The sequence below is a fragment of the Bacillus cereus group sp. MG9 genome (assembly GCF_040459995.1).
Lineage (GTDB): Bacteria > Bacillota > Bacilli > Bacillales > Bacillaceae_G > Bacillus_A > Bacillus_A mycoides.
This window is the reverse complement of record NZ_JARVHC010000001.1, coordinates 3,272,125-3,288,223: the sequence shown is the minus strand read 5'-3', so window position 1 is coordinate 3,288,223 and position 16,099 is coordinate 3,272,125. Positions and strand designations below refer to the sequence as shown.

The window sequence follows — 16,099 nt, the reverse complement described above, 5'->3', positions numbered from 1 at the left end:
AAAAATCTAAAAATATAATTATGCTATAATGTTAATATAGTTAATTGGTAATTAAGGAAAGGATTGGATGTAATGATCGAAATTTTGAATGTGTCAAAAAGTTATAATGGATCTACCTATGCAGTAAAAGATTTAAGTTTATCTGTACCGAGCGGAGAAATCTTTGGGTTTTTAGGACCGAATGGTGCGGGTAAATCAACGACAATTAAGATGATTACTGGTATTCATGGGGTGGACAAAGGAATCATTACAATCAACGGTAAAGATATTATGAAAAATCCGATGGAAGCGAAGAAAACATTTGGCTATGTTCCAGATAGCCCGGATATGTTTTTACGATTAAAAGGGATTGAATATTTAAACTTTATGGCTGATATGTATGAAGTACCGAAGGAAGTAAGACAAGAACGAATAGAGTCATTAGCGAAGAAGTTTGATCTGTACAATGCTTTATCTGATCAAATTCAAAGTTATTCACACGGTATGAGACAAAAGATTGTTATTATCGGTGTGCTCGTACATGAACCAGATGTGTGGATTTTAGATGAACCGTTAACAGGTCTTGATCCGAAATCTGCATATATTTTAAAAGAAATGATGAGAGAACATGCTGATAAAGGGAAGATTGTATTTTTCTCGACACACGTATTAGAAGTAGCTGAAAAAATATGTGACCGCGTCGCGATTATTAATAAGGGAAATCTTCAGTTTAAAGGGAATTTAAATGAAATGAGAGATCATTTTGAATCCAATGAATCACTTGAAAAAATGTTCTTGGAGATGACGGGCAATGAGTAAAATTTGGACGTTAACGAAAGTATTATTGAAATTAAATTATGCAGATTTCATAACAGATAAAAAGAAAAGATGGGCGTATTTATTTTCATTTGCAGCCATTTTATTTGTAGGTTTTTTAATATTCGGTTCGATGACCCATGGAATATATGAAGGAATGATACACCTCGGACAGGATCCAGGAATTGTTATTGCGATGGGATTAGCAGTTGCTAGTATATGGGTATTTTTGATGAGTATTATGAACATTTTAACAGTGTTTTACTATAGTAATGATGTTGAAATGTTGCTACCGTTACCGTTAAAACCAGCGCGAATTATTTCGGCAAAGTTCTTTACAGTGTTAATTACACAATACGTAATGAGCTCGTTTATTTTATTGCCTATCTTTATTACTTACGGTTTAAAGAGTGGTGCTTTCATTACATATTACATTTATATGATTGTCATTTACTTATTCTTCCCGATCATTCCGCTAGTTTTAGCTTCGTTAATTATGACAATTATTATGAGGTATACGAATATAGCGAAAAATAAAGATCGAGGAAGTATATTTATTGGAATCGTAAGTATACTATTTATCGTCGGAATCAATGTATTTATGCAATGGAGAAATAAAAGTGCAGTATCTGGAGCTGGAGATTCAGTTGCGAATTATCTTACAAATAATCAATCCTCCCTTTTCATACAAATGACAAATTATTTTCCAACTACATATTTTGGTGCAATGGGATTAGTAGAAAATGCATCGTGGAAGGGAATATTATACGTACTAATATACATTCTTATTTCTATCGCATTTTTCGGTTTGTTTTATTACATTGCAGAGCGTACATATTTAAAAGGGGTTATTGGACTTTCAACGAGTACAGCAAAGAAAGAGGTAATTTCAGCAGAAGGTTTACAGAAATCAACAGTACAAAGTTCTCATTTAAAAGCATATGTGAAAAAAGAATTTAAAACGTTATTCCGTACACCACAATTTTTCTTAAACTGTATTGTGCAAACTTTCGTTATGCCAATTATGCTGTTCTTTGTTTTGTTTGTACAAGATGGAAATTTAAAATGGATTATGGAATATATTGATAATCCAGAATCAGCAGGTTTCGCAATTGGTGTTGGCCTTTGTGCATCCTTATTTTTAATGGGGAGTAACGTTATTGCAACAACGTCATTCTCACGAGATGGAAGCTCTTGGTTTGTTAATCGTTACTTACCAGTAAAGGCTTCGGATATCTTTTTTGCGAAAGCGATAACGGCCTGGTTAATTAATGTAGTCATTTTAGGAGTATTCGGTATTACAATGGCATTTGTAGCAGGTATTTCGCCAGTCTTCATGATACTTTGGTTCTTACTAAGTGCGAACGGTTTATTGTTAATTAATTTAATCGGTACACGCTGGGATGCACAAACTGCAGATATTCATTGGGATACAGAACAGAAATTATTTAAAAGTCGATATACAACTTTGTGGAATTTTTTAGCTAATATTTTAATAGCTTTAGTTATTGTAGCGGGTGTAAGTGTATTATACTTCTTCCTTCAAGTAGGACTTTGGATTATGTTTATCGTTTTATTTGTAATGTTTACGATTGTAAATTATATCTTTATTAAAATTTTAAAATTAGGCGCTGAGCGTATATTGTCAAATATTAATTAAAAAGGTAGATCCTCTGTATTCGTGCAGGGGATTTATCCATAGATGGAGGAGAAAAGGTGAAGAAAATAGCAATTGTAACAGGGGCAACTCGTCTGAATGGAATTGGTGCAGCTGTATGCAAGGTGCTTGCTCAAAATGGGATAGACATTTTTTTCACGTACTGGCCTCGGTATGATAAAGCGATGCCATGGGGAATGAATGATCAAGAGCCCTTTTTGTTGAAAAAGGAAATTGAAAGTTACGGCGTTCGATGTGAAATGGCAGAAATCAACTTATCGCAGTCTTATTCGCCTAATCGTGTATTGTATATGGTATCAGAACGTTTAGGGGATCCATCTATTCTTATTAATAATGCGGCGTATTCTACTCCTACGAAAATTGAAGAGTTAGATGTAGAACAGCTAGATAAACATTATACGGTTAATGTTCGTGCTCCTATGCTATTAAGTTCATTATTTATTAAACATTTTTCACTTAAAACGAGTGGAAGTATTATAAATCTTACTTCTGGGCAGTCATTAGGCCCGATGCCAGATGAACTAGCATACGTAGCAACGAAAGGAGCAATAGAAGCATTTACAAAGTCAGTTGCACCAATTGCTATGGAGAAGGGGATTACAGTCAATGCTGTTGATCCAGGACCAACGAATACAGGATGGATTACAGAGGAATTACAGCATCATTTAGTATGGAAATTCCCGCAAGGAAGAGTTGGAGAACCGGTGGATGCGGCACGCTTAATTGCTTTTTTAGTAAGTGAAGAAGCGAAGTGGGTTACTGGGCAAGTCATTCATTCGAACGGTGGTTATTCATAAAAATATTATGTTAACAATTGTTGAGAAATAAAAAAATTAGTAATTATTTTGTTTTTTGTATAAATAAAATGTCAAGAAAGATAAAAAATTGATAGGGGAGTATGTTGTCATTTGTAGATTGTAAATCTTCATGTGACAACATACTCTTTTTCTTTTGCTACAGAGGAGGGAAATGTAGTAGAAAAAACTCGAATATTAAAATGAATTTATCGTTTTTTGTACGTATTATTATGAAGATTACTGTCGGAAAGATAGTGATTCGTATGAAAAGGGATTTTTTAAGGGGAAATAGAATCGTAAAGAGAAGGATAAAATTGTAAACATAGGGGGATTTTTATGAAAATGAAAAAGGTCGCTATCGCATCAGTAGCAATTGGTACAATGCTTACAATGGCAGCTTGTAGTACCTTCACAGATAAAGATGAAGCGAAGAAGGATCCAGCAACTGCACAAAATGAAGAGCAATCAAAAATGACAAGTGCAGATGAAGCGTCAAAAACAACGAAAGATAGTGAAAAAGACACAAATACTTCTTCGAATGAAAAAACAGATAAGGATGCAAAAAATACAAAGGAATCATCAGGAACAGAAAGTAACGGCAAAACGTCAACTCAAAACCAAAATGGAAAAACAACAGATAAAGAAACGACAGGAAAAACGAATGATCAAACTACTAGCGGGAAAACAACAGATCAAAGCACAAGTACAAACAATAACGGAAAGACAACGAAAGATCCGAAGAAAAACGTCGCTGTGAAAGCAAATGTAAAAGAAGTCGTTACATTAATTGAAAGCCTAGATAAGCAATTAGCTGCAAATCCTAAATTAGAAACAGTAAATAAACTTGGAAAACAAATTAATGAGAAGTGGGATGTAATTGAAAAAGATATAGAAGCATCACATCCAACTGAATACAAAACAATTGAACAAAGTTTGTATCCATTAATTATAAGAGCGGAAAAAGAAAAGATAGATGTTAATAAAATGAAGTCATTAACGGCGAAAACGAAAAAAGATTTAAATCAGTTATTGACGAAGCTTTCATAGTTTCAAAAGCCTACTCGTGTGAGTAGGCCTTTTTAGTTTGTTTAGATAGAATATGGGGTTCACCGTATTCTATCTAAATCTTTTTAGTTACTGTTCATTTTCGGTGGGTGTTAAGAAATAAAGACTTCATTTGAAAGGAACATCCCAATGATAAAAAAGAGTGATAACTATTAAAGATATTTTTTGATAGGAAGTCATATAAAACGCTCCCTTGTATTTATATTTGCAATTTAGTAGTTTTTAAAGTTCATTATTTTCTACAAAAATTTCATTTTGTAGAAAAGGAGAATGAATTGAGATGTACGATAAAGAGGAAGTTTATGATGAAGAAATTGCACCAGTATCGCAGAAAATCCTAGAAATATGTAAACGAGAAGAACTTCCAATGGTCGCACAATTTTATTTAGCGGAAGAGTCTCCATACAGTGGCTGTTCAACCATTATATTGTTCGTCAGCAATTGTTCAGGGAGAACATAATGAAGAAGAAGGCATTCAGCAGTTACAATCAATTGCTCAAATTATGAAATACGGAACAAGGAGAAAATCTAATGTCATGTACAGTATTGACGGAATGTTGAATTTTATTCAAGAGGGGCTTATTTTTAAATGTAATTTAGGGTTGGTTCCACATCGCTATCAAGCTAAGATTATGCAAAGTCAATTTTAGGCGAGATTATTTCTTTTTTCTAAGGGGCAAGTGTAGGCGATTGAAAGATTTGCATACGAAATAAACCCTAACGGGTTTCACTTTTTTAAATTAAGCGACTTGATTATCAGACATGGTACAATTGTACACGACACCTAATATATCAAAGACCGTTTTTTTCTCATATCGATGAGATTTCCGCCCGTTTTGCTGTAGGAGATTGAACAGGCGAAGTAACACCTTTGATAGCTCTTGGGTGTTTTTCTTACGATTAGTCAACTGTTTTTTAGAGTTATAATTGATTAAATGCTAGAGATTTTAAGCCAATTAGAATACAAATCAAATACCCCTAATATGTGTCCATTTTTTACTAGGGGGAAGATATGGTATGCTGGATGAAACTATGGTTTCAGGCGGTTAACCGATAATCATAGTGCATATTATGTGTAATGAGATAGAAGAGAAGCTTCAATAATTTATTTACACATGCAATGGACGCAACTTTATGACACTTGTTATAAGGTTGCGTTTTTAATTTATCGTAATACTCAACAATATGATTTTGTCCGTAACGTCGTTGTTTAATCATGTTCTGGATGATGAGGAAAAGGAGCTTCCGCAAATGTTTATTTCCACGTTTATTGATTTTATCTTTAAAAAAGGTTTTACCTGATTGAAAACGGCGTATATCAATACCAGCAAATGCATTGAGTTGCTTGTTATTGTTAAAACGAGTAATATCTCCTATTTCAGCCATCAAGCGTACTGCAGTATTCGGTCCAATCCCAGGAAGACTGCGAATGACATCGTATTCTTCACGTTGCTCAGCTACATACACCATCTTGCTAATACAGCTTTCTTTTTGGTGAAGAAGCTCTTGATAGCGCCTTGCGTATAATTTGAGCTGGTCACACAGAACATCGTTCTGAGAAACAGCAGGATAGCAAATTTCCGCTATTTCAAGTATCTGAATCGCTTTTTTCTCCGCCGTAATATTTGATATTTTTTTATTGGTGTTGGCACGAATACGATTTTTTATAATGGTTTTAGAAAGACCTAAAACACAATCTGGGTGGGGAAATAGTTGAACAAAATTTAAAAACAAATCAGATCTACTAGTAAATATTCTTTCCAATTCTGGAAATGTTAATTGGATTACTTTATGCATACGGCCGCGAATTATTGATAATTCACCATCCAGTTCACTATATAATCTAGAAAGAGATTTTAACTGATAGAATAAATTATCAGTTCCGGTAGATACCCTTCGGGTAACTGTAAAATGAGTGAGAGCTAATCGGTGTGCGTCGCTTCGGTCTGTCTTATGAATCCGCAAGGAATCACATTGTATTTTGGCTTCTAGTGGGTTTAATAAACAATATGTATACTGGTTATTTTGCATAAATCGTTCTAGCTGTCTGGAATAGATTCCTGTTGATTCGAACACAATTTCAGGTGATTCTCCGGTTTCATCTGTAAGCTTATGTATCTTTTCTTGTAGCTTTTTAAAATCAGGCTTAGTATGCTTGATTTCACTTTCGAATACACATTGTTTTTGTACATTATAAATTACCATATAACTTTTACCCATACTGACATCAAATGCAATAACGTGTTTCATATAGCTCCTCCTCAGGTGGAATTGAAGTCTTCAACTTACACTTATCGATTCTCATTTCTTATACACGATCTCGAAGACCAACATACTAAAAACTGATTCAAATAAGGTAAGTGAAGAAGGTCAGTTTTGTATACGGATTCAGGATCCCAAAACACCCACGACCTTCTCTTCACTTCTACTATATAAAAAATAGTAGTGCGAACCAATGCCTTGGTCTGCACTACTAATCTTAGTATGTTTTGTATAGTTTGGAATAGAAGAAGAAAATAGTCTTTAATCATATATATAGCTTTATACTCACTAAGCTCTCGTTTTTTCTTCACGAGGAGCAATTGGCGCATTTGAAACATGATAGAAGAACAGAGTAGAATGGCAATCAATTGACCATATAAATGGCACTCCAATCGTTCTGGTTTTATCTTTTTACAATGATGAATTTGAAAGAATGACTTCCACGTTTTAAATAAAATTTCGATTTGCCAACGCAAAGAATACCAGTCATGTACCTGTCCCATCGGGACACTATCTGTAGGAGTGTTTGTCATGTATACATTGATACCACTGAGTCGTTTACTACGAGGAGAATACTTCATTCCTTTCTTTTTTTCTCTTACAGCTTGATCTTGTAATCGTTTTTGTTGCTGTTGTTTTGTTAATCGATGAACAATTACACGAGCTGGCACTTTATCAATCATTCCTACATAAGCATCAGCTATTTCACATGTTTGTCCTGGTTGAAGGGAGTTCATTAACGTCTCCATATCTATCTGTATATACTCTGTACCTTTCTTAATTCTTCCATCTTGAAAATAATCAGGGTTAGGATTTTTTTGATAAATACGTGTATTCGACTTGTTATGAGAGATATAGTAGGCCTCTTTATCTTGTATATATTGAAGGTCTTTTAAATGAAAATAACCCAAATCTCGGATACATAAATCATTCGCTGTCACAGTTGGGGCACACAGAGAGCCGTAAGTGCGATCATGTTGTTTACCTGGACCTGTATGAATATGAAGGAACTGTCCACTTAACAAATCATACTCAAGTTGAATTTTTATCCCAGCTGTATGGCTGCATCCTCCTGCACCTGGATAAACCGATGAAAATACATCCGGGAGTTGAAATGCAGTTGAATCTAAAATACGAATACGCTTGAAAACAGAAGTGTATGGAGAAGAAATCGGCATAGATGCGGCCAATTTTTTGCTTAGTAGTTCGGCTAGTAGGTGTTGTAAAAGTTGAACGGCCGCTTTATTAAACCGTTGATTCAGTCCCTCAGGACTGATGAGTACTTCTGTTGATGCTTCTAAACAGCTAGATAACTGAGTTAAAGAAGTCATAGCTACATTTTGGCTCACCCATACACATAAAGCTACTAAATCTTTTGCTTGGTACTTACTGGTTCGTCGTACAAAACCAACATCTCTAGCAAGATCCCGTAAGGTATTTGGAGATAAAAAACTTTGAATCTCTTGAGCAAATAGTTGTAATTCGTCAGACACAGAAACAGACATAAAAAACGCCATCCTTTCCTATGATTCTACAGAAAGAATAGCGTATTTTTTCATTTTAGGAGCATTTCTTTTTATTAGCTTGATAGCGATGTGGAATTATCCAAATAACGATTTTGTCATAAAACTGCACCTACCTAAACAACATGCATACAATATCATGTGTATTCTTTTTCAATATAAGTTTTGGTCAGAGAGTGCCTTGGAAAGCGCTCTTTTTAAATTCCACTTTAATCTGTTCACGATTTTATGAGGTGGACATATATTAACAAGACAAGACATAGTTTATATATAGTGGTGCACAAAAAACTTTGTGCACTATTTTTCATCTCGATAACTTAGTGATTAAATAGCATTTTTGTTTCAATACTTCACGCCCATGAAAAAATTACATATGATATCACATACTCTTTTACATTAAGAGTTTTGGTCCGAAGAGCACTTATATATGGTGCTCTTTTTGGTATGGAATGTGAAATAGAGGCTTGCTCTTAAAACCTTTCATGTGATTTTTATAGGTTTTTTCCTTACACCCGTGTGGTTGTTTACTCATAAGTTGTTAAAGTATAAATATAAATTGGTTAGTTAATTTATAAGGGAGGTGTAAAAATGAGTAAATTTAAAAAGAAATGTCACATCCCATTTCCATGTGTATTTCCTTTGCCTCAAATAGGGCCTACTGGACCTACTGGAATAACGGGAGCAACTGGACCTTCTGGTGGACCTCCGGGGCCTACTGGACCTACCGGAATAACGGGAGCAACTGGACCTTCTGGTGGACCTCCGGGGCCTACTGGACCTACCGGAATAACGGGAGCAACTGGACCTTCTGGTGGACCTCCGGGGCCTACTGGACCTACCGGAATAACGGGAGCAACTGGACCTTCTGGTGGACCTCCGGGGCCTACTGGACCTACCGGAATAACGGGAGCAACTGGACCTTCTGGTGGACCTCCGGGGCCTACTGGACCTACCGGAATAACGGGAGCAACCGGACCTTCTGGTGGACCTCCAGGGCCTACTGGACCTACCGGAATAACGGGAGCAACCGGACCTTCTGGTGGACCTCCGGGGCCTACTGGACCTACCGGAACAACGGGAGCAACCGGACCTTCTGGTGGACCTCCAGGGCCTACTGGACCTACTGGAATAACAGGTGCAACCGGACCTTCTGGTGGACCTCCGGGGCCTACTGGACCTACCGGAATAACGGGAGCAACCGGGCCTTCTGGTGGACCTCCGGGGCCTACTGGACCTACCGGAATAACGGGAGTAACTGGACCTTCTGGTGGACCTCCAGGGCCTACTGGAATAACAGGAGCAACCGGGCCTTCTGGTGGACCTCCGGGGCCTACTGGACCTACCGGATTGCCAGGAACTGCTGGAGCTACTGGCCCTACTGGAATAACGGGAGCAATAGGGCCTTCTGGTGGACCTCCAGGGCCTACTGGGCCTACCGGATTACCAGGACCTGCTGGAGCTACTGGCCCTACCGGACTTACAGTATCTGGGTTATCTCATTATGCTTATGTTTTCAATACAGCAGCTCAAGTTGTTGCCTTAGAAGCACCTATTCTTTTTAATTCAAATGGTTTAATGACACCTGGTTTTACTCATACTCCTGGAACTTCTCAGATTATGGTTATTAATGCAGGAGATTATAAGATTTCTTTTTCTGTATCAGGAGTTGAGCCTAATCAATTTACGCTATTTTTAAATGGTGCTCCAGTTACCAACGCAGTTTATGGATCAGGTGCAGGAACTCAGCCAAACAACGGGCAAACATTCCTCACTTTAGCCGCAGGTGATGTTCTTACCCTTCACAATCATACTTCCGCTGCTGCGGTTACTTTGCAGACTTTGGCAGGTGGAACACAAACAAATGTAAATGCTTCAATTGCAATTGAAAAGTTAAATTAATTTAATCATTTATTTCTTGAAACTCTGGCAGTAAATAACCTGGAGGGGATTCTTTTTTCAACAAGCAGTTAGCTTTTGCTAGCTGCTCTTTTAATTAAAATAACTATTTTGTTAAAAAACTTTTCATGTTTAAACTGGACAAGCATATATTATTGTATGAAGACACTCTACCCATAAATATCTACCTTTCTAATCTAAGTGCATCGGAATATCCAGGAACACTTTTATTGGTGGAGGTCACCTAGCACTTTCATTTTATGTAATCCCTGAATATTCCGACGAGAGAAAGCTTGTCCTATTACCTTTATAAGAGCACTATTGTAAACATAAGTCCTGATAACTTCTATGGATTATCAACTTTTTTTCACATTTTTTTATTCAAAATTTCGTAACATTCTTATATAAAGTTTTTTAAAATTATGTGTTAAACTTATTACATTCCAAGAAGTTCTTATAGAATCGACAACTCGATGATCTTAGTACTGCCCTGCATCCCCTGCAGGGCTTTCCTCATTTAGCTAGAGTGATATACTTGTATGGGTTCTGTTGCAAAGTTTCCTAAGAGATAAACAGAAACATGACAGTATGAGGAAAGATTATGTAACTACTAGTAATTGTTGCAATTCATGATACACCGAAAAGGCAGAGTCTGTTTGAAGTCTTCGCCTTTGTTTATATAGGGCATGAACGGTTTCGATTTCTTTTATCGTACGTGAAACATAACGAATACTTTGAAATCCTGCGGATTTGGAAAAACAACGCTTCACATGCCGATGGTCCTGTTCTATAAGATTATTTAAATATTTGATTGTGCAATGAGTCGTATGTTTACAGAAGTCATTTTCCATTAATTTCTTGAACGCACAAAGTAATGCGGGTGCCTTATCTGTTATGAGAACTGTTGGCTTTCCAAACGTTTTTACTAACCCTTTCATAAAGGCATATGCCGCCTGAGGATCTTGTGTTTTTCGGAGTTGAATATCCAATGTGTATCCATCTTTATCGATCGCACGATATAAATAACACCATTTTCCTTTTCCTTTTATATAAGTCTCATCTAATTTCCACGACGATTGTACCTTTTTGTTTTTCGTTCTCCAAATTTGATAGATTAAATTCCCATATTCATGAACCCAACGCATAATCGTTGTTGGATGAATCGATATTCCACGCTCTCTCAAAGGTTCAGATACATTATGATAGCTTAAAGAAAAACGACAGTAGTAGCCCACGGCTACAAAAATAATATTTTTCTTGAACTGTTTCCCTTTAAAATATCGCATTTGTGATTCTCCTTACTCTTTTTTCTAGAGTGTATTCTCATTTAGAAAACTTTGCAACAGAACTACTCCGGTGCTATAAAAAACACAAAATTTTCGTTCAGGGGGTACTTTAAAACCTAAGCTTATGCAAAGTCAATTTCAGGCGAGATTGTTTCTTTTTTCTAAAGGGCAAGTGTAGGTGATTGAAAGATTTGCATACGAAATAAACCCTAACGGGTTTCACTTTTTTGAATTAAGCGGCTTGATTATCAGACATGGTACAATTGTAAACGACACCTAATATATCAAAGACTGTTTTCTTCTCATATTGATGAGATTTTCTCCCGTTTTGCTGTAAGAGGTTGAACAGGCGAATTAAAATCTTTGATAGCTCTTGGGTGTCTTTCTGTATAGCTTGGAAAAGAAGAAGAAAATAATCTTTAATCATATATATGGCCTTATATTCACTCAGTTCTCGTTTCTTCTTCATAAGAAGTAATTGCCGCATTTGAAACATGGTAGAAGAACAGAGTAGAATGGCAATCAGTTGTCCATACAAATGGCATTCCAATCGTTCTGGTTTTATCTTTTTACAATGATGAATATGAAAGAATGAATTCCATGTTTTAAATAAAATCTCGATTTGCCAACGTAAAGAATACCAATCATGTACCTGTCCCATCGGGACAATATCTGTAGGGGTGTTTGTCATGTATACATTGATACCACTGAGTCGTTTACTACGAGGAGAATACTTCATTCCTTTCTTTTTTTCTCTTACAGCTTGATCTTGTAATCGTTTTTGTTGCTGTTGTTTTGTTAATCGATGAACAATTACACGAGCTGGCACTTTATCAATCATTCCTACATAAGCATCAGCTATTTCACATGTTTGTCCTGGTTGAAGGGAGTTCATTAACGTCTCCATATCTATCTGTATATACTCTGTACCTTTCTTAACTCTTCCATCTTGAAAATAATCAGGGTTAGGATTTTTTTGATAAATACGTGTATTCGACTTGATACGAGAGATATAGTAGGCCTCTTTATCTTGGATATATTGAAGGTCTTTTAAATGAAAATAACCTAAATCTCGGATACATAAATCATTCGCTGTCACAGTTGGGGCACACAGAGAGCCGTAAGTGCGATCATGTTGTTTACCTGGACCTGTATGAATATGAAGGAACTGTCCACTTAGCAAATCATACTCAAGTTGAATTTTTATCCCAGCTGTATGGCTGCATCCTCCTGCACCTGGATAAACCGATGAAAATACATCCGGGAGTTGAAATGCAGTTGAATCTAAAATACGAATACGCTTGAAAACAGAAGTGTATGGAGAAGAAATCGGCATAGATGCGGCCAATTTTTTGCTTAGTAGTTCGGCTAGTAGGTGTTGTAAAAGTTGGACGGCCGCCTTATTAAACCGTTGATTCAGTCCCTCAGGACTGATGAGTACTTCTGTTGATGCTTCTAAACAGCTAGATAACTGAGTTAAAGAAGTCATAGCTACATTTTGGCTCACCCATACACATAAAGCTACTAAATCTTTTGCTTGGTATTTACTGGTTCTTTGTACAAAACCAACATCTCTAGCAAGATCCCGTAAGGTATTTGGAGATAAAAAACTTTGAATCTCTTGAGCAAATAGTTTTAATTCGTCAGACACAGAAACAGACATAAAAAACGCCATCCTTTCCTATAATTCTACAGAAAGGATAACGCCTTTTTTGCTTTATGGATAGTGCAAAACCTTAGCTTTATAGCGATGCCTCATCTAGCCGTTTAATAATTATTTCTGTTACCTTTATATATTTACATAATCAATGTTATCAGCATTCAATCTATCTAGAATCCTATTAAAATTCCTTTAGAATATCTGAAGGGGCTTTTTATTCACATAATCAAACTTTATTACTAATTTGTAATTGCTCTAAAAGATAATCACAGACATTCACAAAAATACATTGTTTTTTTTAACTTAATAACAAGTATTTCAATTCAAATTCTTGATGAAAAATCTTAGTGATATATAGTTTAAACTCATCTAAATTAGGTTTTTTTGGGCTGTATAGCATATCTAAAGGAAGTTTAAATTTAGAAAATAAATGATCATTTTGGACAAAAATCGAAACTTCTTCTCTAGTTAATCGATCATGAAATGCAATTAAAATTTTTATTAAAGCATTTACTTGTTCTTCTTCAAATTCATAATCTATAACAAATCTATAAAATGGGAATTCATCTGACTGAATCATACTTTGCATAAGTCTAAATTGATATCTTAATAAAGTCACTTCTTTGATTAAATCCATGTTCCTCCTTCATTTCCCTAAATTAACCAGTTTATCATAACAATTTATAACTTGAAATACAAATACTTATGATATATCACCCATACAATTTTTATTAACATAACCTATCATTATCAATAGTCAACGATGTATAAAATTTTCGTTATGGGGGTAATTAAAAATATTAGCTTGATAGCGATGGGTTGGTTCCAGAAAAGTGACATATCATAAAAATATAAAATTATTAAAAGGACAATTACTATGAAAGCAATTAAAGAAACTTTCTTCCATAAATTTTTCATCAGTAGACCTCCTTTATGAAGAATATTAACACTTTTCCAGAATCTGACCAAAATAATCCTTTGTGCGACACGTTTCCTCATAAGTGTGCAAACACGAAATAGGAGGGTTATCAATTTGATAACAACAACTGATTGACTGAAAGTAGGAATGAAAGCCGTCAGGTTGAGCTGAAACTACTTATCTGATACTCCTACATGCAAGGCGTGATAGTAGTCACAAATTGTATGAAGCTAGGTGAAGTTGGCTGAACAAAACCTAAGTGAGAAATCATAGGGTAATGGATAGGTCGGGATGCTACAAAATATCTATGGTGAGAATGTCCTAACGGACTGGCGAACTTGCGAATGTACGGGTCTAAATTATTAATACATTAGAAATGTGTATGTCGTCAATGACGACGTTATCTACCGGAAAGTAAGAGTAAAGGATGTGAAATTCGGAACATCTAACGATGAGGATGTAAAGATAACAGGCTTAAAGCAAGCACCTAAGGATATATGTATAGCTAGGTCAATCGGAACGTGGTAAGGAAGAAACTGTCACCAACGCCTACTAGCGGACAGAGGCAATAAGGTTCTAACGAACCGAAATTGCTTCATTCTTGTGAAGGTGGGGACACAGTACCGACGAAGCATGTAACGAATGTGGAGGGATAGTCCCTAGTCTTGTTCTTTGAAAACTAAATCAATTAGATGTAACTCACAGGATCGAGTAAGATGATGTGACCTTTCGTAAGAAAGGGGAATTAATACGTTGGTGAGTACAACATTGTTTGTAATCTAGTTGCTTTAGTATAGAAGAATAAGATGGGACGCTGTATGCGATGAAAGTCGCACGTACAGTGTTAAGCGGGGGAAAAGATGGAGATAACTTCAAAGTCTTACCTATCGCAACTACTCAAAAAAAATCGCCTGTATACTAAGAGGCAATCTTTTTTGAGTTGTTTGTAATGGCTAATTACAGGTTTTAAATACTATTTAGTGTTATTTCTACTTTCCAAAACCTGCTCCATATTATTAGTCGCCCATTCCATCATTAAAAGGATAATTGGACGTAATGACTCGCCAAGTCCAGTTAACGAATATTCTACTTTAGGGGGCACTTCACGATATACCTCCCGATGTACGATGCCATCTGCTTCAAGTTCTCTAAGTTGAAGTGTTAACATTCTTTGGGTGATATTAGGTTTTAATCTTTTTAATTCATTAAATCGTTTCTTACCATCTAATAAATGATAAAGAATAACACCTTTCCATTTCCCGCCAATAACCTCGACGATAGCTTCTACTGGACAAGAATATTTATTTAAAAATGGATAATTTACATCATCTTCTTTTGAACTAATCATAAAAAGACTCTCCCTTAACAATAGTATCTTTTTTGATACTATAGCACATAAATGTGCGTACTTGTATCATTGTTACTTTAAAAATATAATTTGGTTAAATAATAATTTAATGAAAAGGGGATCTTTTATGACTAACACAAAACAAAATACAAAACAAAAAATTATTGAGGCTTTTAACTTTAGACATGCATGTAAAGAATTTGATCCTATGAAGAAAATTTCAGAAGATGATTTTAAATTTATTTTAGAAACAGGAAGATTATCTCCTTCTTCTTTTGGATATGAGCCTTGGAAATTTATTGTGGTTCAAAATAAAGAATTAAGAGAAAAACTATTACCATATTCATGGGGAGCAGGTGGGCAGCTTTCAACAGCAAGTCATTTTGTCATTGTTCTTTCAAGAAACATCAAAGATATGCACTATGATGCAGAGTATATTCAGCACATGATGAAAGATATTATTGGATTGCCTGAAGAAGCCCAACAAATGAGATATGAATTCTTCAAAAAATTCCAAGAATCGGATTTTAAATTGTTAGACTCCGAACGTGCTGTATTTGATTGGTCATCAAAGCAATCTTATATTGCTTTAGCTAATATGATGACTAGTGCAGCTCAAATCGGTATTGATTCTTGTCCAATGGAAGGATTCGATAAAGAAAAAGTAGATTCTTTACTTCGTCAAGAAGGAATTTTAAAAGATGATAATCTTGAGGTGTCAGTTATGGTTGCATTTGGATACCGTAAAGGAGAACCACAATTTAATAAAACAAGACAAACTATGGATACTATTGTTGAATGGATTTAATAAGATAAATTTGTATCCATATAACGAAAAAAACGCTACCCTTTCTATAGAAAGGATAGCGT

Annotated in this window: 13 protein-coding genes and 2 pseudogenes; 8 read left to right on the top strand and 7 right to left on the bottom strand. The window is 35.5% G+C overall.

The genetic code is table 11. The features are described from left to right. The first annotated feature begins 72 nt into the window (after positions 1-72). From QCI77_RS16835 to QCI77_RS16810, 6 genes are all read left to right on the top strand, one after another. Positions 73-798: an ABC transporter ATP-binding protein gene (locus QCI77_RS16835; RefSeq protein ID WP_113770444.1), complete on the top strand. Its 726-nt coding sequence runs from the start codon at positions 73-75 to the stop codon at positions 796-798. After that, positions 791-2,455, top strand: coding sequence for a putative ABC transporter permease subunit (locus QCI77_RS16830; protein WP_353825260.1), 1,665 nt, complete (start codon positions 791-793; stop codon positions 2,453-2,455). The genes QCI77_RS16835 and QCI77_RS16830 overlap by 8 nt, the downstream gene beginning before the upstream one ends. A gap of 56 nt (positions 2,456-2,511) precedes the next feature. Beyond that, a complete protein-coding gene (locus QCI77_RS16825; RefSeq protein ID WP_002185366.1) occupies positions 2,512-3,270 on the top strand; it encodes an SDR family oxidoreductase in 759 nt (252 codons plus the stop codon). 336 nt (positions 3,271-3,606) lie between these two features. Beyond that, entirely contained in the window at positions 3,607-4,317 is a 711-nt protein-coding gene (locus QCI77_RS16820; RefSeq protein ID WP_113770446.1) for a hypothetical protein, read from the top strand. A 298-nt stretch (positions 4,318-4,615) separates the two neighbouring features. Then, the gene (locus QCI77_RS16815; RefSeq protein WP_002190183.1) at positions 4,616-4,795 is read left to right on the top strand and encodes a hypothetical protein; all 180 of its coding nucleotides are present in this window, start codon (positions 4,616-4,618) and stop codon (positions 4,793-4,795) included. Next, positions 4,743-4,985: a hypothetical protein gene (locus tag QCI77_RS16810; RefSeq protein ID WP_353825259.1), complete on the top strand. Its 243-nt coding sequence runs from the start codon at positions 4,743-4,745 to the stop codon at positions 4,983-4,985. Before QCI77_RS16815 ends, QCI77_RS16810 begins: the two co-directional genes overlap by 53 nt. Before the next feature lie 90 nt (positions 4,986-5,075). Here the strand turns inward: QCI77_RS16810 and QCI77_RS16805 are convergent. The 3 genes and pseudogenes from QCI77_RS16805 to QCI77_RS16795 all read right to left on the bottom strand — a co-directional run. Further along, positions 5,076-5,231 (bottom strand): annotated as a pseudogene (locus QCI77_RS16805) (IS4 family transposase); the annotation flags it as partial. Positions 5,232-5,373: 142 nt separating this feature from the next. Next, a complete protein-coding gene (locus tag QCI77_RS16800; protein ID WP_353825258.1) occupies positions 5,374-6,585 on the bottom strand; it encodes an IS110 family RNA-guided transposase in 1,212 nt (403 codons plus the stop codon). A gap of 41 nt (positions 6,586-6,626) precedes the next feature. Beyond that, positions 6,627-8,102 carry an IS4 family transposase gene (locus QCI77_RS16795; RefSeq protein ID WP_353825257.1) on the bottom strand — a complete coding sequence of 492 codons (1,476 nt, stop codon included), beginning with the start codon at positions 8,100-8,102 and terminating at the stop codon, positions 6,627-6,629. Between the two features lie 606 nt (positions 8,103-8,708). Between QCI77_RS16795 and QCI77_RS16790 the strand changes: the two genes are divergently transcribed. Next, complete coding sequence (locus tag QCI77_RS16790; protein ID WP_353825256.1) at positions 8,709-10,019, top strand: BclA C-terminal domain-containing protein; 1,311 nt, start codon at positions 8,709-8,711, stop codon at positions 10,017-10,019. 596 nt (positions 10,020-10,615) lie between these two features. Here the strand turns inward: QCI77_RS16790 and QCI77_RS16785 are convergent. The 4 genes and pseudogenes from QCI77_RS16785 to QCI77_RS16770 all read right to left on the bottom strand — a co-directional run bounded on the left by QCI77_RS16785 (position 10,616) and on the right by QCI77_RS16770 (position 15,229). After that, positions 10,616-11,302: an IS6 family transposase gene (locus tag QCI77_RS16785; RefSeq protein ID WP_113771042.1), complete on the bottom strand. Its 687-nt coding sequence runs from the start codon at positions 11,300-11,302 to the stop codon at positions 10,616-10,618. Positions 11,303-11,534: 232 nt separating this feature from the next. Further along, the gene (locus QCI77_RS16780) at positions 11,535-12,965 is read right to left on the bottom strand and encodes an IS4 family transposase (protein ID WP_353825785.1); all 1,431 of its coding nucleotides are present in this window, start codon (positions 12,963-12,965) and stop codon (positions 11,535-11,537) included. Positions 12,966-13,188: 223 nt separating this feature from the next. After that, positions 13,189-13,599, bottom strand: a pseudogene (locus QCI77_RS16775) (DUF1878 family protein). 1,255 nt (positions 13,600-14,854) lie between these two features. Further along, positions 14,855-15,229 (bottom strand): winged helix-turn-helix transcriptional regulator, encoded by a 375-nt coding sequence (locus tag QCI77_RS16770; protein WP_113770843.1) that lies wholly within the window; start codon positions 15,227-15,229, stop codon positions 14,855-14,857. 127 nt (positions 15,230-15,356) lie between these two features. On the opposite strand from QCI77_RS16770, the gene QCI77_RS16765 reads away from it, so the two are divergent. Beyond that, positions 15,357-16,037: an NAD(P)H-dependent oxidoreductase gene (locus QCI77_RS16765; RefSeq protein ID WP_016100992.1), complete on the top strand. Its 681-nt coding sequence runs from the start codon at positions 15,357-15,359 to the stop codon at positions 16,035-16,037. Positions 16,038-16,099 lie beyond the last annotated feature (62 nt).

Excerpts from the sequence above, each read along its gene's own strand:
- QCI77_RS16830 (WP_353825260.1), top strand. The coding sequence starts at position 791 with ATGAGTAAAATTTGGACGTTAACGAAAGTATTATTGAAATTAAATTAT.
- QCI77_RS16785 (WP_113771042.1), bottom strand. The coding sequence starts at position 11,302 with ATGCGATATTTTAAAGGGAAACAGTTCAAGAAAAATATTATTTTTGTA.
- QCI77_RS16770 (WP_113770843.1), bottom strand. The coding sequence starts at position 15,229 with ATGATTAGTTCAAAAGAAGATGATGTAAATTATCCATTTTTAAATAAA.
- QCI77_RS16835 (WP_113770444.1), top strand. The coding sequence starts at position 73 with ATGATCGAAATTTTGAATGTGTCAAAAAGTTATAATGGATCTACCTAT.
- QCI77_RS16790 (WP_353825256.1), top strand. The coding sequence starts at position 8,709 with ATGAGTAAATTTAAAAAGAAATGTCACATCCCATTTCCATGTGTATTT.
- QCI77_RS16765 (WP_016100992.1), top strand. The coding sequence starts at position 15,357 with ATGACTAACACAAAACAAAATACAAAACAAAAAATTATTGAGGCTTTT.
- QCI77_RS16780 (WP_353825785.1), bottom strand. The coding sequence starts at position 12,965 with ATGTCTGTTTCTGTGTCTGACGAATTAAAACTATTTGCTCAAGAGATT.
- QCI77_RS16815 (WP_002190183.1), top strand. The coding sequence starts at position 4,616 with ATGTACGATAAAGAGGAAGTTTATGATGAAGAAATTGCACCAGTATCG.
- QCI77_RS16820 (WP_113770446.1), top strand. The coding sequence starts at position 3,607 with ATGAAAATGAAAAAGGTCGCTATCGCATCAGTAGCAATTGGTACAATG.
- QCI77_RS16800 (WP_353825258.1), bottom strand. The coding sequence starts at position 6,585 with ATGAAACACGTTATTGCATTTGATGTCAGTATGGGTAAAAGTTATATG.
- QCI77_RS16795 (WP_353825257.1), bottom strand. The coding sequence starts at position 8,102 with ATGTCTGTTTCTGTGTCTGACGAATTACAACTATTTGCTCAAGAGATT.